Source organism: Saccharomonospora iraqiensis subsp. paurometabolica YIM 90007 (assembly GCF_000231035.2).
Lineage (GTDB): Bacteria > Actinomycetota > Actinomycetes > Mycobacteriales > Pseudonocardiaceae > Saccharomonospora > Saccharomonospora paurometabolica.
Genome location: NZ_KI912250.1, coordinates 302,946 through 324,195 on the forward strand (window position 1 = coordinate 302,946; position 21,250 = coordinate 324,195).

The 21,250-nt window shown below is 70.9% G+C and carries 20 protein-coding genes and 1 riboswitch; of the genes, 6 read left to right on the forward strand and 14 right to left on the reverse strand.

Annotation, left to right across the window (positions count from 1 at the left end):
- From SACPADRAFT_RS28460 to SACPADRAFT_RS0217625, 3 genes are all read right to left on the reverse strand, one after another.
- Window positions 1-1,150, reverse strand: a 1,150-nt coding sequence (locus SACPADRAFT_RS28460) for a PPE domain-containing protein (RefSeq protein WP_084258478.1), incomplete at its 3' end; no start/stop codon positions are given.
- Window positions 1,151-1,156: 6 nt separating this feature from the next.
- A complete protein-coding gene (locus SACPADRAFT_RS30760) occupies window positions 1,157-1,723 on the reverse strand; it encodes a DUF3558 family protein (protein ID WP_084258480.1) in 567 nt (188 codons plus the stop codon).
- Between the two features lies 1 nt (window position 1,724).
- Window positions 1,725-2,192, reverse strand: coding sequence for a hypothetical protein (locus SACPADRAFT_RS0217625; protein ID WP_007024027.1), 468 nt, complete (start codon window positions 2,190-2,192; stop codon window positions 1,725-1,727).
- Between the two features lie 217 nt (window positions 2,193-2,409).
- Window positions 2,410-2,593: riboswitch (cobalamin riboswitch) on the forward strand.
- A gap of 31 nt (window positions 2,594-2,624) precedes the next feature.
- On the opposite strand from SACPADRAFT_RS0217625, the gene SACPADRAFT_RS0217630 reads away from it, so the two are divergent.
- From SACPADRAFT_RS0217630 to SACPADRAFT_RS28465, 4 genes are read left to right on the forward strand one after another with little or no spacing between them, the layout of a single operon-like run.
- Window positions 2,625-3,677, forward strand: coding sequence for an ABC transporter substrate-binding protein (locus tag SACPADRAFT_RS0217630; protein WP_007024026.1), 1,053 nt, complete (start codon window positions 2,625-2,627; stop codon window positions 3,675-3,677).
- Window positions 3,674-4,744 carry a FecCD family ABC transporter permease gene (locus tag SACPADRAFT_RS0217635; protein ID WP_007024025.1) on the forward strand — a complete coding sequence of 357 codons (1,071 nt, stop codon included), beginning with the start codon at window positions 3,674-3,676 and terminating at the stop codon, window positions 4,742-4,744. Before SACPADRAFT_RS0217630 ends, SACPADRAFT_RS0217635 begins: the two co-directional genes overlap by 4 nt.
- Window positions 4,741-5,793 (forward strand): FecCD family ABC transporter permease, encoded by a 1,053-nt coding sequence (locus SACPADRAFT_RS0217640; RefSeq protein ID WP_007024024.1) that lies wholly within the window; start codon window positions 4,741-4,743, stop codon window positions 5,791-5,793. Before SACPADRAFT_RS0217635 ends, SACPADRAFT_RS0217640 begins: the two co-directional genes overlap by 4 nt.
- Window positions 5,790-6,659 carry an ABC transporter ATP-binding protein gene (locus tag SACPADRAFT_RS28465; protein WP_007024023.1) on the forward strand — a complete coding sequence of 290 codons (870 nt, stop codon included), beginning with the start codon at window positions 5,790-5,792 and terminating at the stop codon, window positions 6,657-6,659. The genes SACPADRAFT_RS0217640 and SACPADRAFT_RS28465 overlap by 4 nt, the downstream gene beginning before the upstream one ends.
- Window positions 6,660-6,761: 102 nt before the next feature.
- Here the strand turns inward: SACPADRAFT_RS28465 and SACPADRAFT_RS0217650 are convergent, their stop codons facing one another.
- From SACPADRAFT_RS0217650 to SACPADRAFT_RS0217675, 6 genes are read right to left on the reverse strand one after another with little or no spacing between them, the layout of a single operon-like run.
- Window positions 6,762-8,000 (reverse strand): cytochrome P450 family protein, encoded by a 1,239-nt coding sequence (locus tag SACPADRAFT_RS0217650; RefSeq protein WP_007024022.1) that lies wholly within the window; start codon window positions 7,998-8,000, stop codon window positions 6,762-6,764.
- Between the two features lie 14 nt (window positions 8,001-8,014).
- Window positions 8,015-9,262, reverse strand: a complete 1,248-nt coding sequence (locus tag SACPADRAFT_RS0217655; RefSeq protein WP_007024021.1) for a cytochrome P450 — start codon at window positions 9,260-9,262, stop codon at window positions 8,015-8,017.
- The gene (locus SACPADRAFT_RS0217660) at window positions 9,259-9,861 is read right to left on the reverse strand and encodes a GTP-binding protein (RefSeq protein WP_007024020.1); all 603 of its coding nucleotides are present in this window, start codon (window positions 9,859-9,861) and stop codon (window positions 9,259-9,261) included. The genes SACPADRAFT_RS0217655 and SACPADRAFT_RS0217660 overlap by 4 nt, the downstream gene beginning before the upstream one ends.
- Complete coding sequence (locus SACPADRAFT_RS0217665) at window positions 9,842-10,195, reverse strand: DUF742 domain-containing protein (RefSeq protein ID WP_007024019.1); 354 nt, start codon at window positions 10,193-10,195, stop codon at window positions 9,842-9,844. Before SACPADRAFT_RS0217665 ends, SACPADRAFT_RS0217660 begins: the two co-directional genes overlap by 20 nt.
- 2 nt (window positions 10,196-10,197) lie before the next feature.
- On the reverse strand, window positions 10,198-10,593 hold the full coding sequence (locus SACPADRAFT_RS0217670) for a roadblock/LC7 domain-containing protein (protein WP_007024018.1): 396 nt from the start codon (window positions 10,591-10,593) through the stop codon (window positions 10,198-10,200).
- Window positions 10,593-12,191, reverse strand: a complete 1,599-nt coding sequence (locus tag SACPADRAFT_RS0217675; protein WP_007024017.1) for an ATP-binding protein — start codon at window positions 12,189-12,191, stop codon at window positions 10,593-10,595. Before SACPADRAFT_RS0217675 ends, SACPADRAFT_RS0217670 begins: the two co-directional genes overlap by 1 nt.
- Before the next feature lie 386 nt (window positions 12,192-12,577).
- Between SACPADRAFT_RS0217675 and SACPADRAFT_RS0217680 the strand changes: the two genes are divergently transcribed.
- On the forward strand, window positions 12,578-14,359 hold the full coding sequence (locus SACPADRAFT_RS0217680) for a thiamine pyrophosphate-requiring protein (protein WP_007024016.1): 1,782 nt from the start codon (window positions 12,578-12,580) through the stop codon (window positions 14,357-14,359).
- Between the two features lie 129 nt (window positions 14,360-14,488).
- On the opposite strand, the gene SACPADRAFT_RS0217685 is transcribed toward SACPADRAFT_RS0217680, so the two are convergent.
- The 3 genes from SACPADRAFT_RS0217685 to SACPADRAFT_RS0217695 all read right to left on the reverse strand — a co-directional run bounded on the left by SACPADRAFT_RS0217685 (window position 14,489) and on the right by SACPADRAFT_RS0217695 (window position 17,611).
- Window positions 14,489-15,802 (reverse strand): citrate synthase, encoded by a 1,314-nt coding sequence (locus tag SACPADRAFT_RS0217685; RefSeq protein ID WP_007024015.1) that lies wholly within the window; start codon window positions 15,800-15,802, stop codon window positions 14,489-14,491.
- A 165-nt stretch (window positions 15,803-15,967) separates the two neighbouring features.
- A complete protein-coding gene (locus SACPADRAFT_RS0217690) occupies window positions 15,968-16,933 on the reverse strand; it encodes a carbohydrate kinase family protein (RefSeq protein ID WP_007024014.1) in 966 nt (321 codons plus the stop codon).
- A gap of 102 nt (window positions 16,934-17,035) precedes the next feature.
- A complete protein-coding gene (locus SACPADRAFT_RS0217695) occupies window positions 17,036-17,611 on the reverse strand; it encodes a TetR/AcrR family transcriptional regulator (protein ID WP_007024013.1) in 576 nt (191 codons plus the stop codon).
- A gap of 100 nt (window positions 17,612-17,711) precedes the next feature.
- On the opposite strand from SACPADRAFT_RS0217695, the gene SACPADRAFT_RS0217700 reads away from it, so the two are divergent.
- The gene (locus SACPADRAFT_RS0217700; RefSeq protein ID WP_007024012.1) at window positions 17,712-18,872 is read left to right on the forward strand and encodes an acyl-CoA dehydrogenase family protein; all 1,161 of its coding nucleotides are present in this window, start codon (window positions 17,712-17,714) and stop codon (window positions 18,870-18,872) included.
- Window positions 18,873-18,986: 114 nt separating this feature from the next.
- Here SACPADRAFT_RS0217700 and SACPADRAFT_RS0217705 read toward each other — a convergent pair whose 3' ends face one another.
- A complete protein-coding gene (locus SACPADRAFT_RS0217705; protein WP_007024011.1) occupies window positions 18,987-20,192 on the reverse strand; it encodes an amidohydrolase in 1,206 nt (401 codons plus the stop codon).
- A gap of 5 nt (window positions 20,193-20,197) precedes the next feature.
- Window positions 20,198-21,112 carry an aldose 1-epimerase family protein gene (locus SACPADRAFT_RS0217710; protein ID WP_028662548.1) on the reverse strand — a complete coding sequence of 305 codons (915 nt, stop codon included), beginning with the start codon at window positions 21,110-21,112 and terminating at the stop codon, window positions 20,198-20,200.
- Window positions 21,113-21,250: the final 138 nt, after the last annotated feature.

Genomic DNA, 21,250 nt, shown 5'->3' on the forward strand with positions numbered 1-21,250 from the left:
CGGCGCCGACCGGACCTCCGACCGGCATCGGTCCCACACCGGTGCCCGCCTGCCCGCCACCACGACCGGGCGTTCCCGGCCCCGCAGTGCCCGGCCCCCAGCCGGCGGGTGCCGTCCCACCGGGTGTCGGCGTCGTACCGGTGTTCGCTCCGCCCGGCAACGGCCCTCCGGGGGAGTAGTTTCCACCCGTGCCTCCGGCGGACGCGGGGACACCGCCGCCCGGTGCTCCCCCGGCGAAGCCGGACGCACTGGTCTGCGTGCCCGTACCGGAGATGTTCCGCACACCACTGCCGGTATCACCTGCACCGCTGTCGGAGCCGGAGAACGTCGGCGGCTTGGCAAAGACCGGCTGCTTGTTCCCCGCCTCGTTGAGGTCCGCGTCGTACTGCGTCATCACCCGCGCGGCCTCGTCATGCGCGTCCTGACTCCGCTGAGGCTTCTCGATCGTCTCGGCGATCCTGTCATCGAACGAGAGCGGATCGCTCAACCACTGCGCCGCCTCCTGCCGCATGTCGAACGGGACCGGCTCGGGCATGCTGTTCTTCGCCGCGGTCGCCGCCTCGGACTCCCGGTACACGACCTCGGAGGCCTTTCTCGCGTTTTGCGAATTCCCCTCGGCCCACTCGCTCAGGCCCGTGAAGTACCCGTGTGCCCTGTCCGCCGCGGCGCCCTGCCAACCCTGTTTCGACTTGCCGATGCTCTCCCGCAGCTCGGTAGCGATCTCCTCCAGCACCTTGGACAGGTTGTGGTACCCGTCGGAGTACGTCGTGATACCCGCACCCTCGATGGGCGCCACCCAGCTCTTGAGCAGCTGATGGTCGATCGCGCGGTAGTTGTTGTCCGACGGGGCGACCCCCTGGTGATACTCGTAATCCCAGGACGCCAGTTCCGCACGACGCCGCTCTTTCAGTTCGTGAGATTCCGCCACATCCGACGCGAGTTCCAGGGCTTTCCCGAGAAATCCCGGGTCACCACTGTCGTAGGCGTACGTGTAGGCTTCCCCCAATCCCGGCGGGAGCTGCATTTTTTGCGACTCGGACAGCTCTGGGAGTTGTTGCCCACTCTCCAGATACTGGCGCATCGCGGCCGGAGACATCTCCACGAACTCGTCCGGACCCTTCGGTTCCGGAGTTCGTCCCCGGTTCGTCATCGCACGTCACCCCTCGGGAAGTTTCGGATCGATTATCTCAACAAGCTCGTCGGCGAGGTCGCAGGAACTTTCCTCGCCGAGGAATCCAGCCGCAACTTCGACCCGCGAACCATCCCCCACCGCCAAACCAACGGTACAACCGGATTCTGTCATGGTCTGCACTACACGGCGACCGTTCTTCGTCTCGCCTTCCCGTAGTCCACCGCCCTTGTCGGGCATTTCGCCGATACCCGAGTCAGGGTATATTACGACCATGACCGTGGGAACGTTTCCGCCACTTGCCTCCTCGCGGATTCCGGCCCAGGTGCAGTAGGGTTCATCATCGATTGTCAGCTTCGGCACTCCCTCACGAAACTCGTGGAAGCGATCGAGCGTCGACATGTCGAGCAACGAACAAGGGGCGATGTCATGGATACTTGCACGGCCGGGTTCGTTCGCGCTGGTCGAGGCCACAGACGTTGACGGATCCTCTTCCGGAACCGGAGCCCCCGCAGTCGTTCCAGAACAACCGGAGAGGAACAACGTCGCCACACATGCAGACCCGATTACCGCTCGGCGTGTCTGTCTTTTCATGTCAGGACTGCCCCAGATCGAACGAATTCGATGTCGATGACTCGACCTCGCGGTACTTGGCCATAGCAATGTCCAAGGCGCGGTCAGCGTCCTCGATCACGCCTGTCAGTTCTCGCAACATCATTAACGGCGAACCGATTTCGTCAGCCAAGACTTCCCGTTGACGCCGAGCAACTTCGCGACCGTAGCTGTGCTCCCCTAGGGGCGGCTCCGTACGCGACAGGTTCTCGAACTCGAGAATCGTCGTCCGCACGCGCTCCTGCATCCTCGCCAGCGTGTCGCGGATCGGTTGGCCCGCGTCTTCGCTGACCATGAAGCCGCCCGACTCGGCGGAGGAGACCATCTTCTTCGCCTCCGACGCCATCTCGGCGACCTGGCCGCCACCCATCGCCCCGAAGATCGCCCCGGCGCCCTCGGAGATCGGGCCGGAGGAGTCCTTCGTCAGCTCCGGGTCCTCGTAGGTCGGCATCGCACACCACCCCTTCCGCAGTTCGGTGCCACCGGACGCCGAGCGCAGTGTACCGAGCACACACCGCTTACACCGGGCCTTCGCCGGAATCGGCCCCGGACATCCCAGCGCCGCAACGCGCCTCCCACCAGGGCAAACCGTGGCAGCACCCCCGCCGACCACACCGCTACGGGCGTGCCGGTCCGCACGACGCCCACACCCGGTGGACCGGACCTGCTAGCGTCGGTCGCGCCGTGGTGCACGGGAAGCCGGTGGGACACCGGCGCGGCCCTCGCCACTGTGATCGGGAAGTGTTGTGCCGTCCGCCCGACGGGCGGGCCACTGGGGCGAAGCCCCGGGAAGGCAGGCACAGCGCGGCAGCACCCGTCAGCCAGGAGACCGGCCACGGCACCCGAGTGACCCGTTCCACGAGGACCTGGAAGGGCGGTCTGGATGACTCGCACCGCATCGCGTACCCGCACCCTGTTCGCCTCCGGCGCTGTGCTCCTCCTCGCGCTGGTGGGGTGCGCCCCACCCGCACCGGAGACGACGGCGTCCGGCCCGGGCACGGTCTCCCGCACCAACTGCGGTCTCGACGTCGCCGTCGACGGACCGCCGGAGCGCGTGTACGCGGCGTACCAACCCGCGATCGAGATGGCGCATGCGCTCGGGATCAGCGACCGGCTGGTCGGCACCGCCTTCCTGGACGCGCGGGTGTTGCCGGAGTACGCCGATCAGCAGGCGGGCACCGACTACCGGCCCAGCCTGCCCGGCCGGGAGGAGCTGCTGCAGGCCGACCCCGACTTCGTGCTCTCCGGGTTCAACGGCTTCTTCGCCCGGGGCGGTGCGGACAGCTCGGTCGGCACCCGGGGGAGCCTGCGGGAACTCGGGGTGCAGAGCTGGATCCTGAGCCCGCTGTGTCCGAGCGAGGACGGCCGCACCGACCGGTCGATCGACCCCGGTTCGGTCCGCGTCGACACCGTCTACCGGGACCTGCGCGACCTCGGCGCGCTGTTCGACGTCGAGGAGAACGCGGAGCGGGTGATCGGTGACCTCGAACGGCGCATCGCCGCGGTCGAGGACGCGGTCGCCGGGGCGCCGCGGCCGTCGGTGGCGATCGTCTCCCCCGGCGACGACGGTGGCTTCCGGGTCGCGGGCGGGATCGACTTCGGCTCGCGCATCATCGAACGCGCGGGCGGAACCAACGTCTTCGGCGACCTGACCGGCAAGCGCAACCTCGACGTGGGTGTCGAGGAGCTCGTGGCCCGCGACCCCGACGTCATCCTCACCGACCTCTGCTGCGACGCCGAGTTGACCAGGCAGGACGCGGAGAGCGAGGTCCGGGCCATCAAGGAACGTCCCGCCCTCGCGGGCGTCACGGCGGTCGCCGGGGACGCGGTGCACCCGTTCCTGTTCGCCGACCGGTCGGCGGGGATCCGTGCCGCGCACAGCATCGAGGTGGTCGCCTCCTACCTGCATCCCGATCGGGTCCGGTCCGGGCGGTGACGACCACGGTGACCACGGCACCCGCCGCGCGGCCCGGTGCCGCGCGCGCCCGACGGGACGGTCTGCTGACCGGTGGGCCCGGCAGGACCGGCGGCCTGTTCGTGGCCGGGGCCGTCCTGTTCGGCGCCTGCGTGTTGTCGTTCGCGGTCGGAAGCTATCCGGTGTCCCCGGCCGACATCCTGCCCGCGCTGCTTTCGCCCGCGGACAACGACGTCGACCGGATCGTGCGGTACGTGCGGCTGCCGAGGACGGTCACCGGCCTGCTCGCCGGGGTCGGCCTGGGCGTGGCGGGCGCGGTGATGCAGGGGCTGACCCGCAACCCGCTGGCGGGCCCGGGCATCCTGGGCGTCAACGCGGGCGCGTCGTTCGCCGTGGTGCTCGCCATGGCGGGGATCGGACTGACGTCGGTGGGTGGCCACCTGTGGTTCGCCTTCGCCGGGGCCGCGGTGTCGGCGGTGTTCGTCCACACGTTGGGGTCGCTCGGCCGGGGTGGTGCGACGCCGGTCAAGCTCGCCCTGGCCGGGGCCGCGTTCACCGCGATGATCGGCTCGCTGACCACCGCCGTCACCCTGCTCGACGCGGCCACGCTGGAGGAGTACCGGTTCTGGGCCGTCGGTTCGCTCACCCGCGCGAGTACCGGCGAGCTGGGCACGGTCGCCCCGTTCGTGATTCTGGGGCTCGGTGCGGCGCTGACCGTCAGCCGCCGGCTCAACACGGTGGCCCTCGGCGACGACCTGGCCCGCAGCCTGGGGACGCGGCTGGTCACCACCCGGATCCTGGCGGCGGTGGCGGTGCTGCTGCTGGCCGGCGCGGCGACGGCGGTCGCGGGGCCGATCGTGTTCGTGGGGCTCGCGGTGCCGCACCTCGCCCGCGCGCTGGCCGGGCCGGACTACCGGTGGATCCTGCCGTGGTGTGTGCTGCTGGCGCCGACCGTTCTGCTGCTGGCGGACGTGCTCGGTCGCGTACTGGTCCGGCCCGAGCAACTCCAGGTCGGCATCGTCCTGGGATTGGTGGGCGCACCGTTCTTTCTCCACCTGGTGCGCACTCGGAAGGTGGCGCAACTGTGACCGCCGCCGGATCGGGCGTCCTGCTGCGCACCCGTGGGGACGCGGTCGTGTTCCGGTTCGACCGGCGTTCCACCGTGCTGACGGTGCTCACGTGGTCGGCCGCCGTCACCCTCGCCACGCTGTCGTTGACCCTGGGCCGGTTCGACGTCGCCGCCACCGACGTCCTGCGGATTCTGGGGGGCGGCGGCTCGCTCGTCGAGTACGACGTCGTCGTCGGCAACCGCCTGCCCCGCGCGGTCACCGGACTCGGGGTCGGCGCGGCCTTCGCGCTCTCCGGCGCGATCCTGCAGCGGATCGCGTCGAATCCGCTCGTGAGCCCGGACGTGATCGGCGTGAACACCGGCGCCGCGGTCGGCGCCCTGGTGGTGCTGACCGTCCTCGGCGGCACCGGGGCGGCCACCGTGTTCGGCGCGCTGACCGGGGCGCTGCTCACCGCGGTGGCGATCTTCGCGATCTCCGTCAAGCGGGGGCTGACCGGGTACCGGCTCGTGCTCGTCGGCATCGGGACGGCGGCGATGCTCAGCTCGGCCGTCTCCTACCTGCTCACCCAGGCCGACTACCGCCGCCTGCTCAGCGCCGCGGCCTGGCTGAGCGGGAGTCTCGCCAACCGCGACGGCACGCACGTCACGACGATCGGACTAGCCCTGGCGTCGGCGGTGCCCGTGCTGATGGTGCTGGCCCGCAAGCTCCGACTGCTCGAACTCGGTGACGACCTCGCCACCGTGTTGTCCGGTCGGGCGGGGCGCAGCCGGGTCGCCCTGGTCGTCCTGGCGGTGCTGCTCGCCGCGTCGGCCACGGCGGCGGCCGGGCCGATCGCCTTCGTCGCGCTCGTCGCCCCACAGATCGCCCGGCGGCTGCTGCCCGGGCGTGGGGCCCTGACCGGGCCGTCCGCGGCCGTCGGCGCCCTGCTCGTGGTCGCCTCGGACCTGGTGGGGCGCCTGCTGTTCGCCCCGACGGAACTCCCCGTCGGGGTGGTGACCGGTGTCCTCGGCGCGCCGGTCCTGCTGTACCTGCTCGCCCGCGCGAACCGGATCGGACACACCGGATGAACCACTCCCCCACTCCCGCGACCGCGCTGACCGCCGAGGCCCTCAGCCTGGACTACGGGGCCGGCCCGGTCGTCGACTCCGTGTCGACGACCCTGCCGCCCGGCAGGATCACGGTGATCGTCGGCGCGAACGGGTGCGGCAAGTCCACCCTGCTGCGTGGTCTCGCCCGGCTTCTCGCACCGCGGAGCGGGAGCGTCCTGCTCGACGGCCACGACCTCGCCCGGCTGCCGACGAAGACCGTCGCGCGCCGCCTCGGCCTGCTGCCGCAACAGCCGATCGCGCCGGACGGGATCACCGTCGCCGACCTCGTCGGCCGGGGACGGCATCCACACCAACGGTGGTTCCGGCAGTTCACCGACGCCGACGCCGCGGCGATCGACTCCGCACTGGCCGCCACCGGCGTCGCGGAGCTCGCCGACCGTCCGGTGGATGAACTCTCCGGCGGGCAACGGCAGCGAGTGTGGATCGCGCTCGCACTGGCCCAGGAACCGGAGGTGATGCTGCTCGACGAGCCGACCGCGCACCTCGACCTCGCGCACCAGATCGACGTGCTGGAGCTGCTGACCGGGCTCAACGCCGCCTCCGGGCGCACCGTGGTGCTGGTGCTGCACGACCTCGGCCTGGCCGCGCGCTACGCCCACCACCTCGTCGCGATGCGCGACGGCGGTGTCGTCGCCGAGGGAACGCCGTCGGAGGTGGTGACCGCCGGGACGGTGGAGTCGGTGTTTTCGCTGCCGTGCACGGTGATCGAAGATCCGCTCACCGGGAGTCCGCTCGTGCTGCCGCGTCCGCAGCGACGCACCGCGTCCCGGGAAGGTGCGGCGGCTCGGGGGTGTGCGGCCGCAACGGACGACTCGGCGTCCTGAACCGTCGACTCGGCTTCCTGGGGTGGCGACTCGCGGGAATGGGGTGGCGACTCGCGGGGTGGTGTGGGGGTGGTCCGGGTGGGCCACCCCCACGCCGGGGGGTCAGTGCAGGTGGACGGGGAAGGTGCTGGCGGAGTTCGAGAAGAAGGACGGGACCGGGACCAGGGTGTCGATGTCGGCGGCCGGCTTCAGGTTCGGGTAGCGCTCGAACAGCGCGGGCAGGGCGACCTGGGCCTCCATCCGGGCCAGGTGCGCGCCCAGGCAGATGTGCGGGCCACCCCCGAACGCCAGGTGGCGCTGCTGCTCGCGCTCGCTGTCGAACCGGTCGGCGTCGGCGCCGTGCTGCTCCGGATCGCGGCCGACCCCGCTGTACGGGGCGATGATCGCCTCACCCTCCGGGATCGTGACGCCCGCGATGGTGATGTCCTCCAGGGGGTAGCGCGCCATGAAGTTGCCGATCGGGGCGTCCCAGCGCAGCACCTCCTCGATCACCTCGGACCACTTCTGCTCGCCGCCCTCCCGGGCCGCCTCCAGCTGCTCCGGGTGCGTGAGCAGCGCCCGGACGCCGTTGACCAGCAGGCTCAGCGTCGTCTCGTGCCCGGCGGTGAGCAGCAGCCAGATGGTGTCGGTGAGCTCCTCGTCGGTGAACGACTCGGCGTCCTGCTCGCGGGTCGCGATCAGGGCGCTGGTGAGGTCCTCGCCCGATTCCCGGGTGCGCAGCTCGACCAGATCCTTGAGCATCCGCTGGCGGTCGGTCTGGGTGCGCACCACCTCCTCCGGGGTGGTGTCGGTGCGGAAGATGCTGTCCACCAGCTCGCGCAGCCGCGGCCGCCACGGCTCCGGCACGCCCACCAGCTCACAGATCACGTTCATCGGGACCGGGTAGGCGTAGTGCTGCCGCAGGTCCACCGAGCCGTCCGCGGCGGCGTGGTTCGGGAGGTCGTCGAGCAGGCCGTGCACGATCCGCTCGATGTCCGGCCGCATCCGCTCCACCCGGCCGCGGGTGAACGTCTTGGTCACCGGCCTGCGCAACCGCTGGTGCGTCGCGCCGTCACTGGTGACCATGTTGGTCACCTTCACCATCCCGATCAGCGGCCAGTCGTCGGAGATCTCCCCGCGCCGGATCGCCGACCAGTTGCGCCAGTCCTTGGACACCCGGGAGTCGGTCAGCAGGTCGGCCAGCAGGTCGTGCCGGGTGACGGCCCACACCGTGACCTCACCCGGCAGGATCGCGCGGATCACCGGGCCCGCCTCGCGCATCCGCGCGGCCTCGCCGTGGTGGTCGGACCCGGTCGGGTCGAGTCGGACGACGGGTACCTCGTCGGTCACCACGTCGGTCATTCGCTCCTCCAGCGTCAGTTGTGGACGGTTGCCGAACGCGCGAAGCGCACGGGCAGACTGGCAGGGCAGCGGGTCCACGGAGACGGGATCGGGGTGATCTCTTCCGCGGGTACTGCCACGACTACATCGTGTAGCAGGTGGAGGGCGGTGTCGACCGCGATGCGGGTGATGATCCGCGACGTCCGCTGTGCCGGGCAGGTGTGCGGTCCCGTGCTGTAGGCCAGATAGGACCGGTTGCCGACCTCCAGCCACGGGTCACCACTGTGGACACGGGAGTCCGCGTTGGCGGCGGCGAACCCGAGGATCAGTGCGTCACCCCGCTCGATCCGGCGGCCCGCCAGGTCACAGTCGGCCAGGGCGTACCGCGCGGGCATGTTCGTCATGGGCGGGTCCCGCCACAGCACCTCGTCCAGCGCCTCGTCGAGGCCGAGGCGTCCGCCGCGGAGCCTGCCGCCGAACCGGTCGTCGGTGAGCATCAGCCGCAACGTCTGCGCGATCCAGGTCATCGTGGTCTCGTAACCCGCCGAGACCATCAGCACCATGGACTGCTCGATCTCGTAGTCGTCGCGCAGGTTCGTGTTGTCCAGGAAGGCGCTGGTCACGTCGGCCGCGCGCTCCGTCCGCCGTGCGTGGATGATCTCCGTGAGCATCTCCTCGACCCGCCGGTTCCCCGCCTGGGAGTCCTCGCCCGAGCCGAACAGCGCGAGCAGCCCCTGCCGGAACTGTTCGGCCTGATCCATGCCGAACCCGAACATCCGGCCCACGACCAGCATCGGGATCACGGCGGCGTAGTCGGCCACGAGGTCACCGGCGCCCCGGTCGACGAACCGTCCGATCAGGTCGGTGCAGGTCTGCCGGACCATGGCGGCCAGCTGGTGTTCCGGCATCCCCTCCAGCGCGTCCTCGATCGGTGCGCGGAGCCTGCGGTGCTTGTCCCCGTCGGCGAAGTAGGCGTTGTCCCGGGGAAACATCATCGGGCCGAGGCCGGAGTCCGGGGAGACGATGCCCTCGTAGTACATCCGCCAGTTGTGCGGGTCGCGGGAGAACAACCGCTCGTTGCGCGCGACGTTGCAGATCTCCGGGTGTCCCAGCACGAGCCAGCCGGGAATCCCCGGTTCGAGCTCGACGGGCGCCACCTGACCCCACCGGGCCCGGAGTTCACTGTAGGCGGACTGGGGGTCCGCGCAGTTCGTCGTGGCCGACAGCGGCATCAGGTCCGTCATCTCGGCCAGGGACGGGTTCTGTCGGGGGGTCGTCGTCATGCCAGCGCTTTCGACTGTTTGCGGACTTCGAGCGCGTGCTGCACCAGGGTGACCAGCGCGTTCGCGGAGTCCTCGCGACGGCGGGCGTCGCAGTACACGATGGGCGTCTCGGGGAGCAGGTCGAGTGCGTCCCGCAGCTGCTCCGGCTCGTACCGCGGTGAGTCGGGGAACTCGTTCACCGCGACCGCGAACGGGATCCTGGTGCGCAGTTCGAGCTGGTCGAACACCTCGAAGCTGTCCTCCAGCCGCCTCGGGTCCACAATGACCAGGGCGCCGACCGAGCCGTCGGACAGTCCCTCCCAGAGGTTCCAGAACCGCTTCTGTCCGGGCGTGCCGAACAGGTACAGCACGATCTCCGGACTGATCGTGATGCGGCCGAAGTCCATCGCCACGGTGGTCGTGCTCTTGCTGTCCAGTCCGGCCAGTGAGTCGACCCCGACACTGGCCGCGGTCATCGTCTCCTCGGTCCGCAGCGGCATGATCTCGCTGACCGACCCGATCAGGGTCGTCTTGCCGACGCCGAACGCGCCCACCACGAGGATCTTGACCGACTGCTCGACGGTGGAGCTCACATAGCGGTCAGAGCTTTCGGAGTCCATTGAGCACTTTCTCCAGGACATCGATTTCCGGCAGTTGCTGTGTGGGAGCGGACCGGACCACCAGCTGACCCCCGTCGATCAGATCCGACGCGAGCACGGTGACCATGCTCACCGGCAGGGACAGATGTGCGGCCGCCTCGGCGACCGACAGCACCCCGTGACACATCTCGGCCAGTGCCCGCTTCTCCCGGCTCGCCGAGAGCGGGAGGAACGCCTCCGGGTTGGCGAGCAGCAACGTCTCCGGGCGCAGCGTGTTGCGCGTCGGGTGTGCCCGTCCCTCCGTGATGACGTACGGCCGGACCGGCCGGTCGCGATACTCGTCGGACGCGGACATGATCAGGAGTTCCGGGTCGGCGTGCTCAGCGTGCGTTCACCGATCTGCAGCACCTGCATCTGCATCTGCTGGGCGATCAGGGCGGGGTCGATCACCGACTCGGTCACCACGGCCAGCCGGGAACCGTCCCCCGCCTCGCGGACGAACAGGAACCCGCCCTCGAACTCGACCATCACCTGCCGGGGTTCACCACCGCTGCCGAACTCGTCACTGATGCCGCGTCCCAGCGAGGTCAGGCCCGCGCACGCGGCGGCGAGTTTGTCGGCGATGTCGCCGTCCGTGTGCTCGGTGCGCACCTTCAGCAGCCCGTCCGAGGTCAGGACCACCGCGTGTCGCACACCGCGGACGCTCCTGATCTCGTCCAGCATCCAGCTGTTGTCGCCAGCTTGCGCAGTCATTACTCCTCCGGGTTGTACACGTCGGGATGCGGGCCGGTGCCCGCGGCGTCGGACCTGCCGCGCGGGTCCGGGAGGTCGGTGCGGAGGAACGCGCCCATCCACTGCGCGGCCTGCTCGGCGGTGGGTTGCGTCCCGCGCGGTGCCTCCCCGCCGGGCCGGGGAGTGTCCGGGGCCGCCTCGCCGCGGCGCGAGCGACGGCGGGGCAGCGGTGTGTCGGAGGTCCCACCGTTGTCCGCCGCCCGGCGCGGTGTGCGGTGGTCGGTGCCTTCGTCCCGGTCGCTGTGGTCGATGGTTCCCCGTTTCGATCCCGCCATCGGCGCGGTCCTGTCCCTCGGTGTGTCCGTCGCGGGGGGTTCCGTTGCCGCGGGTCCCGCCGGGGACGGTTCCGCCGCGGACGGCGTGGCCGGCACCGCGGGCACCGCGGGCACCGACGGCATCGTGGCGCTGGTCGAGGACCGCCGGGCCAACGGCAGCTGGCTCCCACCGGTGACCGCGCCGTCCGGCGGCAGCGGTTCGGTCAGCTCGGACGGGACGAGCACCGTGGCGCGCACCCCGCCGTAGACGGAGTCGGCCAGGTCGACCCGGAACCCGTAGCGCCGGACGTAGGCGCCGACGGCCGCGAAGCCGGTCTGCGGGAGCTCGCCGAGGGTGAACAGGTCGATCTCGCGTCTGCCCGAGACGATCTCGCGGGCCCCCTCCAACCTGCGTTCGTCCATGCCGACCCCGCAGTCGTCGACCTCGATGACGGCACCCCGCTGCACATGGCGCAGGGTCACCAGGACGTTGGTGGTGGGCGGGGACGACTGCGCGGCGTTGCCCAGCAGTTCCGCGATCAGGTGGATCAACGGCTCGACCACGCGCGGCGCGACCGCCACGCCGGGGTCACCGGACAGTTCCACGCGCTGGTAGGCGGTGATGCGGCCCGCGGCGCCGCGCACGACGTCGGAGACCGCCAGCGGATCGTGCCACTGCTGACCGGGCCACTCCCCGCACAGGGTGGACACCGACTGCGCGTAGCGTGCCTGCTGGGCCGCCGCGTGATCGACCCGCATGCTGGTCTCCAGCACGTCGGGGTCGTTCGGGTGCCGGGAGATCATGCGTCCCGCCTCCTCCTGCACCCGGTGCGCGGTGGTCTGGATCTTCCGGGTCAGCGAGACCACCGAGGCGTGCACCGCGCTGCGCTGCGCGGCGTACAGCTCGCGGATCCGCACGATGATCGCCATGTACCGGTCGAACTCCTCCTGCACCTCCGGGTCGTCCGGGCGCGCGGGGAGTTCCGGGAGCATGTCGTTCTCGTTGACCTTCTCCATGTAGGTCAGGAACCGGTCGTGCACGTCGAGCTGCGCGTGGTACCGCGCCCGGAGCTGTTCGTACTCGTCCCGTCGGGCCTGGTTCTCCCGTGCCCGGGCGCGGAACAGCACCACGGGCAGGACCACGGCGGCCAGCACCACGACGGCGGGAATCAGCCAGAGTGCGCTGCCACCGTCGCCCGTGGACAACACGATCCCGGTCGCGACGACGTAGGAGACGATCGCCGCGCCGCACAGTGCGACGACCGTGCTCCTCGGGCGACGCGGCACAGCCGATGAGAGGGTCATGATCACCTGATGGTCGACGGGAGTGGCGGGAAGTCGGGGGTCAGCGTGCCGGCCCCGGTGTCCGGCGACGTCGGTGCGGCAACGGCACCACCTCCACATCGCCGACGCGCGGAAAGAGACCGGCTACTCGACTGGCCTACACGACTGCACCGCGCAGCGTAGTCGATCACCGTCATCTCCGTACAGACCTGGTCCGTTCGCATCAGGAACATCCCCCGTGTGCGTTTTGTCGCTGTCACGGACAGACACCACGGTCGGCCGGTTCGTGACGCATCGGTGACGCACTCCACACCTCCGGTCCCGCATCGTGCTTACCTCGGCACGGATTGGATCCCGGGCCCCGGGGTAGCCGGTTCCCGACCGGCGTGAGGCGCGAGGGAGGCACCATGGCCGAGACGGTCGCCGACCACATCCTGCGACGACTCCGCGAGTGGGACGTCCAGCAGGTGTTCGGCTACCCCGGGGACGGGATCAACGGACTCGTCGCCGCCTTCGGCGAGGCGGACAACTCGCCGCGGTTCGTGCAGGCCCGGCACGAGGAGATGGCGGCGTTCGAGGCCGTCGGATACGCGAAGTTCAGCGGGACCCTGGGAGTGTGCGCGGCGACGTCCGGGCCGGGCGCGGTGCATCTGCTCAACGGGCTCTACGACGCCAAGCTCGACCACGTGCCGGTCGTGGCGTTGGTCGGCCAGACCGCCCGCAGCGCGCAGGGCGGCAGCTACCAGCAGGAGCTGGATCTGGGCGCGCTGTTCAAGGACGTGGCCGCGGAGTACCTGGTCGAGGTGGACGTGCCGGAGCAGCTGCCGAACGCCCTGGACCGGGCCGTCCGCACCGCGCTGGCCCGACGGTGCCCGACCGCGCTGATCGTCCCCGCGGACGTGCAGGAGCTGGAGTACACCGGCCCGGCGCACACCTTCAAGCACGTGCCGTCGTCCCCGCCGGGTAGCGTGCGGGCGGTCGTCACCCCGCCCGAGGACGAGCTCGCGGAGGCCGCGGCGGTGCTCAACGCGGGCAACCGGGTGGCGATCCTCGCCGGTCAGGGAGCCCGCAACGCGGCCGAGGAGCTGACCCGCGTCGCGGAGACGACCGGGGCCGGGGTCGCGAAGGCGCTGCTCGGCAAGGACGTGCTGCCGGACGACCTGCCGTACGTGACCGGGTCGATCGGCCTGCTCGGGACGCGACCGAGCTACGAGCTCATGCGGGACTGCGACACCCTGCTGATCGTCGGGTCGAACCTGCCGTACTCGCAGTTCCTGCCGGAGTTCGGGCAGGCCCGCGCGGTGCAGATCGACATCGACGGCGGCATGATCGGCATGCGGTATCCCACGGAGGTCAACCTCGTCGGGGAGGCCAAGGCCACGCTGCGGGCACTGCTGCCCCTGCTCGAGCCGAAGCCGGACCGCGCCTGGCGGGAGACCGTCGAGCGCAACGTCGGATCGTGGTGGAAGACGCTGCGCGACCAGGCCATGCTCGACGCCGACCCGGTGAACCCGATGCGGGTGGTCCACGAACTGTCCGAGCGGATCCCGACGGACGCGATCGTCACCGCGGACTCGGGGTCGTCGACGAACTGGTACGCGCGGAACCTGAAGATGCGCGGGCGGATGCGCGGGTCACTGTCCGGCACGCTGGCCACGATGGGCGCCGGGGTGCCGTACGCGGTCGGGGCGAAGTTCGCGCACCCGGACCGGCCCGCCGTCGCGCTGGTCGGGGACGGTGCCATGCAGATGAACGGCATGGCGGAACTGCTGACGATCGCGCGTTACCGTCCACTGTGGTCCAACCCGCGGCTGGTGGTGTGTGTGTTCACCAACCACGACCTCAACCAGGTGACCTGGGAGCTGCGGGCGATGGGCGGGGCGCCGAAGTTCACCGAGTCGCAGAGTTTGCCGCCGGTGTCCTACGCCGACTTCGCCCGCGCCGTCGGACTGGACGGCGTCACCGTGACCGACCCGGACGAGCTCGGCGGCGCGTGGGACCGCGCCCTGACCGCCGACGGCCCGGTCGTCCTCGACGTGCACTGCGACCCGGAGATGCCGCCGATCCCCCCGCACGCCACGTTCGAACAGATCAAATCCACCACGGAGGCACTGCTCAAGGGCGACCCGAACGCCTGGCACGTCCTCACCCAGGGCGCCAGGACCAAGGCCCAGGAGTTCACCCCCTGACCCACCCCGGCGCGGGTGTGACCGTGAGGGGCACCTTCCCTGCGTGAGACGCAGCGAGGGGCACTTTCCCTGCGTCACGTGCAGGGAAAGTGCCCCTCACGGCACAACCCCGATCGGAAGGTGGCGCGCTCAGCGCTCCGAGAGGGGCTTGTAGTCGCGCTGCTTCTCGCCGGTGTAGATCTGGCGGGGACGGCCGATCTTGGTGGCCGGGTCGGTCATCATCTCGCGCCAGTGCGCGATCCAACCCGGCAGCCGGCCGAGGGCGAACAGCACCGTGAAGTACTTCGTCGGGAAGCCCAGCGCCCGGTAGATCAGACCGGTGTAGAAGTCGACGTTCGGGTAGAGCTTGCGCTCGATGAAGTAGTCGTCCGACAGCGCCCGCTCCTCCAGCCGCTTGGCGATGTCGAGCAGCTCGTCGCCACCGGAGATCTTGGCGAGGATGTCGTCGGCGGTCTGCTTGATGATCTTCGCGCGCGGGTCGTAGTTCTTGTACACCCGGTGGCCGAAGCCCATCAGGCGCACGCCCTCCTCGCGGTTCTTCACCCGCCGCACGAAGTCGTCCACGTCGCCGCCGTCGGCCTTGATGCCCGAGAGCATGTCCAGCACCGCACTGTTCGCGCCGCCGTGCAGCGGGCCGAACAGGGCCATGATCCCGGCCGAGATGCTGGCGAACAGGTTCGCCTCGGACGAGCCCACCAGCCGCACCGTCGAGGTGGAGCAGTTCTGCTCGTGGTCGGCGTGCAGGATGAACAGCAGGTCCAGCGCCTTGGCGATGTCCGGGTCGATCTCGTACGGCTCGGCGGGCAACCCGAAGGTCATCCGCAGGTAGTTCTCCACCAGGCCCAGCGAGTTGTCCGGGTAGAGGAACGGCTGGCCGAGGGACTTCTTGTAGGCGTAGGCGGCGATCGTGGGCACCTTCGCCAGCAGCCGGACGGTGGACAGCTCGACGCTCGACTGGTCGAACGGGTCGAGCGAGTCCTGGTAGAACGTCGACAGCGCGGACACCGCGCTGGACAGCACCGGCATCGGGTGGGCGTCCCGCGGGAACCCGTCGAAGAACCGCTTCAGGTCCTCGTGCAGCAGCGTGTGCCGGTTGACCCTCGACTTGAACTCGTCGAGCTGGTCGGCCGTGGGCAGCTCGCCGTAGATCAGCAGGTAGGAGACCTCGATGAAGTTCGAGTTCCGCGCCAGCTGTTCGATCGGGTAGCCCCGGTAACGCAGGATGCCCTGCTCACCGTCGATATAGGTGATCGACGACGAGGTCGCGCCGGTGTTGACGAATCCGGGGTCGTAGGTGATGTAGCCGCTCTGGGCGAGCAGCTTTCCCAGCTCGACACCGGGCGCGCCTTCCACGGCGCGAACGACGTTCAACTCGTGCTCGCCATCCGGCAGGCGGAGCTGCGCCTTCTCGCCCCCGGTCTGCGCCGCAGTCGCGTCGGACATGCACATGCCTCTCACGGTCACACGGGCCGGCTGCGACCGCAGGTCGTGCGGGTCACAGACTCTCGCACACCGTCCCGCTGGGGTTGAATTCCTCTTTACGCTAATCCAGAAGAGCCCTGTCATGCAGCCGTGGTGTTACCCACGCCTGACGCTGTGCGACCAGGTTCACACGCTGGGCACCATCTCCGCGGCCGTCGGCGGCTCCGCACCGCGACGGGACACCGTGACCGCCGCCGCACGCGCGGCGAAGGACAGCACGTCCCGCCAGTCCCCGACCGTGAGGGCGCCGGGGTCGTCGACCCCGTGTCGTACGAACCAGGCCAGCATCGCACCCTGCACCGTATCCCCTGCGCCGATCGTGTCGCCCACCTCCACCGCGACGGTGGGCACCGTCACCTCGTGACCGCGGGCGGTGATCACCGAGAGACCGTCCGCACCGGCGGTCAGGACCACCGCGGCCGGTCCCGCGTCGAGCCACGACCGCAGGGCCGAACGGACCCCGGCCGCGCGGACGACCCCGGACCCGCCCGCCAGCCAGTCCGCGTCCTCGATCGAGAGCTTGAGCAGCCGCACCGACGGCAGCCACGCGGCGAACCGCGCACGGTAGGCGGCCGGGTCGGCGATCAGGCCGGGCCGGATGTTCGGGTCGAGTGCGGTGAGCACGCCGCGGTCGTGCTCACGCCGCAGCACCGCCTCGTACGCCCGCGCCCCAGGGTCGAGGACCATGCCGAGGGTGCCCACCGACAGCGCCGTCGTGTCCGGGGGCAGTGGCCCGGGGTCGGTGATCAGCCGGTCCGCCGTGCCCTCGACGTAGAAGCGGTACTCCGCTCCGGCGTCGTCGTCCAACGTCACCACGGCCAGCGACGTCGGTTCGGGCCCACGCCGCACCAGCGAGGTGTCCACACCGGACTCCTCCAGCCTGCGGAGCAGCGCGTCGCCGAACCGGTCGGTCGACAGGCGGGACAGGAACGCCGTGGGCGCCCCGAGTCGGCCCGCCGCGAGCGCGACGTTGTACGGCCCGCCGCCGAGACGCGGCGCAAGCAGGTCCGATGTGGACCCCACTCCGCCGACACCACCTCCCGCACCCGCGGGAACCAGATCGACGAGCGCCTCACCCGCGGAAACCAGCACGCCCACGCATCCTACCGGGCAGGTGTGCCGTGAAGGACCCCTTCACGGCGTCAGACGCAGGGAAGGAGTCCTTCACGGCACCACACGCAGCGAAGGGGTCCTTCACTGCGTCACCCCGTCGAGGAGGAGCTCGCCGAGGGCGGTGAAGGCCTCGGCGTCGGAGACGCCGGTGCGGGTGCGGACCGCGCCCGTCTGGATGCTCTCGATGAGAACCGCGGCCAGTTCCGCGATCAGCCCGGCGTGCACCTCGCGGAACACCCCCTGCCGGACACCGTCGGCGATGAACCGCCGGATCCGGGACGCCGCGGCCTCGGAGTTCAGCTCGTACACCGCCCGGGCGGGCTCGAAGGCCGCGACGTCGGCCATGAACACGGGCGAGGCCCGGTCCAGCTCGGCGGCTACCCCCGCCAGGTAGGTGCGCACGGTCTCCCGGGCGTCGGTGATTCCGGCGATGCGCTGCTCGATGCGCTCGGCCGCGCCCTTGAAGAACCGGGCGACGACCTTCACCGCGAGCTGTTCCTTGCTCGGCGCGAGGGCGTACAGCGTCGTCTTCGAACAGCGCAGGCGCGCGGCCAGGTCGTCGAGGGTGAACGAGACGAACCCGTCGGTGAGGAACAACTCCTCCAGCTCGTCGAGCACGGCCAGTTGCCGCCGGGTCGGCGATCGGCTGGGTCGCATACCGGAACCCTACGCGGACCGCCGCAACAGTACTGAAAAACGAACCACAGTACTATTCTCAGTATCGTCACCGTCCGCCGACGTCCGACCGGAGGCACCGATGCCCGTCCCGCGCCTGCTCCCGTCCACCGAGGCCGAGGACCTGATCGCACTCACCCGCGAGATCGCCCGCGACGAACTGGCGCCCCGTGCCGCCGAGTACGAGGAGGCGGCCCGGTTCCCCCGCGAGCAGTTCCGGGTGCTCGGCGAGGCCGGGCTGCTGGGCCTGCCGTACCCGGAGCGCTGGGGTGGCGGCGCGGTGCCGTACGAGGTCTACCTCCAGGTGCTGGAGGAGGTCGCCGCGGCGTGGATGTCGGTGGGCGTGGGCCTGTCGGTGCACACGATGTCCTGCTTCGCCCTGGCCCACCACGGCACGGACGCGCAGCGCGACCACTGGCTGCCCGCCATGCTGGAGGGCGGCCTGCTGGGGGCGTACGCGCTGTCCGAGACGCAGGCGGGCTCGGACGCCGCCGCCCTGGCCACCCGCGCCCGCCGGGAGGACGACGTCTACGTCGTCACCGGCGCGAAGGCGTGGACGACCCACGGCGGGCAGGCGGACTACTACACGACGATGGTGCGCACCTCCGGCAGCCCCGACGCCCCGGACCGCGGCAGGGGCGTGAGTTGCCTGCTCGTGGACGCGGACACACCCGGCCTGACGGCGGCCCCCGCCGAGCGCAAGATGGGGCTGACCGGCTCGACCACCGCGCAGATGCTGTTCGACGAGGCCCGGGTGGACGCCGACCGGCTGATCGGTGCCGAGGGCGACGGCCTGAAGATCGCGCTGTCGTCCCTGGCCTCGGGCAGACTCGGGATCGCGGCCTGCTCCGTCGGGCTGGCGCAGGCGGCGCTCGACGAGGCCGTGGCCTACGCCGAGGGCCGGACCCAGTTCGGCAAGCCGATCATCGACTTCCAGGGGCTGGAGTTCCTGCTCGCCGACATGGCCGCCGCCGTCGACTCCGCCCGCGCCACCTACCTCGACGCCGCCCGCCGCCGTGACCGCGGCATGCCGTTCGGGCGGCAGTCGTCGGTGGCCAAGCTCGTGGCCACCGACGCCGCAATGCAGGTCACCACGGACGCCGTGCAGGTGCTCGGGGGCGCGGGCTACACCCGCGACTTCCCGGTGGAACGCTACCTCCGGGAGGCGAAGGTCCCGCAGATCTTCGAGGGCACCAACCAGATCCAGCGGATGCTCATCGCCCGGGACCTGCGGTCGTCCTGACCCGCACCCCGGCCCGTTCCACCCGGCCCGGCACGGCACACGACCGGTCGGGCCGGGCGGACACCGCCTACGCCGGTCCCGCCGGGCGGGGCGGACGGCGGACGGGCGGCGACGTCACTCCCGGTAGCGGCGGTCGGCCACGACGCCCTCACCGCGGTCGGCGTCGAACCGGTACACCTCGCGACCGCGCACGAACACCCGGTCGGCGTGGTTCATCACGTCCAGCGGGTCGCCCGACCACAGCACCACGTCGGCGTCCAGCCCGGGCCGCAGCGCCCCGACCCGGTCGTCGAGCCCGAGCATCCGCGCCGGGTTGACGGTCAGCGCCCGCAGCGCGGTCTCCCGGTCCAGCCCGTACTTGACCGCCAGGGCCGCCTCGTACACGAGGAAGTCGATGGGGATGACCGGGTGGTCGGTGGTCAACGCGATCGGCACCCCGGCGCGGGCGAGCACCCCGGCCGAGCGCAGGGTCCGGTTGCGCACCTCCACCTTCGACCGTGTGGTGAACAACGGGCCCAGGATCACGGGGACGTCGTGCTCGGCGAGGAAGTCGGCGAGCAGGTGGCCCTCGGTGCCATGGTTGACCACGAGCCGGTAGCCGAACTCCTCGGCCAGCCGCACCGCGGTCACGATGTCGTCGGCGCGGTGGGTGTGCTGGTCCCAGTACAGCTCGCCGTCGAGCACCCGGGTCAGTGCCTCCAGGGTGAGGTCCACGTCGAACGGCTTGCCCTCGGCGCGGGCGTGGTCGCGCTGGGCGGCGTAGTTGCGGGCCTTCGTGAACGCCTCGCGCAGCGTGGCGGCGACCCCGAGCCGGGTGGCCGGCGTCCGGTCCTTCTCGCCCCAGACGCGCTTCGGGTTCTCCCCCAGCGCGCTCTTCACGCTGACCGACTCGGCGAAGAGCATGTCCAGCACGGTGCGGCCCCAGGTCTTGACGCCGACCGTCTGCCCACCGATGGGGTTGCCCGAGCCCGGTTTGATCACGACGCTGGTGACCCCGCCCGCGAGCGCGTCGTCGAAGCCCACCTCGTAGGGGTCGATACCGTCGATGGCGCGGAACCGGGCACCGTTCGGGTCGGTCATCTCGTTGACGTCCTCGCCGGACCAGCCCTCGCCCTCCTCACTGACGCCGAGGTGGGCGTGCGCGTCGAGGAAGCCGGGCAGCACCCACGCGCCGGCCGCGTCCACGACCTCCGCGTCGGCGGGGACGGGCACGTCCGCACCCACCGCGGTGATCTTTCCGTCCGAGATCAGCACCGTGCCGCCGTCGACGGGATCGCCGTCGACAGGGACCACGTGGCCGTTGATGATCGCTGTTGTCATGGTGCTCACGCTAGTGGTCGGTCGACCCGGATGCCCCAGCTTCCCCGCCACGACTCACCCGGTTCCAGGGTGATCAGGCCGGTGCCCGAGTTCAGCGCGTCGGGCGGGCAGGTCATGGGTTCCACGGCGACGGCACGCCCCCGGTCGCCGAGACGCTCCGGAGTGAACACCTGGGCCCACCCGAAATCCGGCCCGGCCCACAGCTCCACCGTGGTGTCGTGGTGGGACAACCGGTGGTGGTACCGCCCGTCGGCGCCCGGCACCAGGCCGCCGAAGGCGGTGTCCAGGTCGAGCCCGCCGACGATCCGGCCGGAGCGCAGGTCGGCCGCGGTGTCGTCGACGTCGGTCTCCTCGCCGAACGGCCAGTCGCCGTCGACGTGCGGCCACATGCGGGTGGCCGGCACCGTCAGGGTGAGCTCGTCGGTGGGGGTGTCGCCGATCCGCAGGTACGGGTGGGTACCGACGCCGAACCCGACGGCCTCCGTGCCGGTATTGGTGACCTCGTGGGTGACCACGAGGCCGCGGGGGGCGAGGTCGTAGACGATCGCGGTGTGCAGCGGGACCGGCCAGCCGGGTTCGTCGGTGATGTCGACCTCCAGCCGGATGAACGACTCGCCGTGTTCGAGCAGCTGCCACTCCCGGTGGCGCACGAGCCCGTGGATGGCGTTGCCGCGTTCGGCCTCGGTGACCTCCAGTTCCTGCGGCTGTCCGTCGTGGGTCCACCGTGCGCCGCGTGTGCGGTTCGGCCACGGCAGCAGGACCTGGCCCGCGGCCTTCGGCGGTTCGGCCGCCGCGTCGAACGTCTCCACGTACGGCACCCCGTTGATCTCGAAGGCCCGCAGCCCCGCCCCGATCTCGGTGATCACGGCACGGGCCCCGCCCCGGATCAGCTCGAACTGTTCCCCCGTCGGATTCGCCATGCCCGGACGATACCGGGCACGGTGGGCCGCCACCGCGACGACGGTGCGTGTCCGCGGGCGCCCGGTGCGCTGGGTCCACAGGCGCCCGGTGCGCCGGCGGCAGAGGCCCGGCGCGTCGCGGTCGTCGTCGCTGGGTCC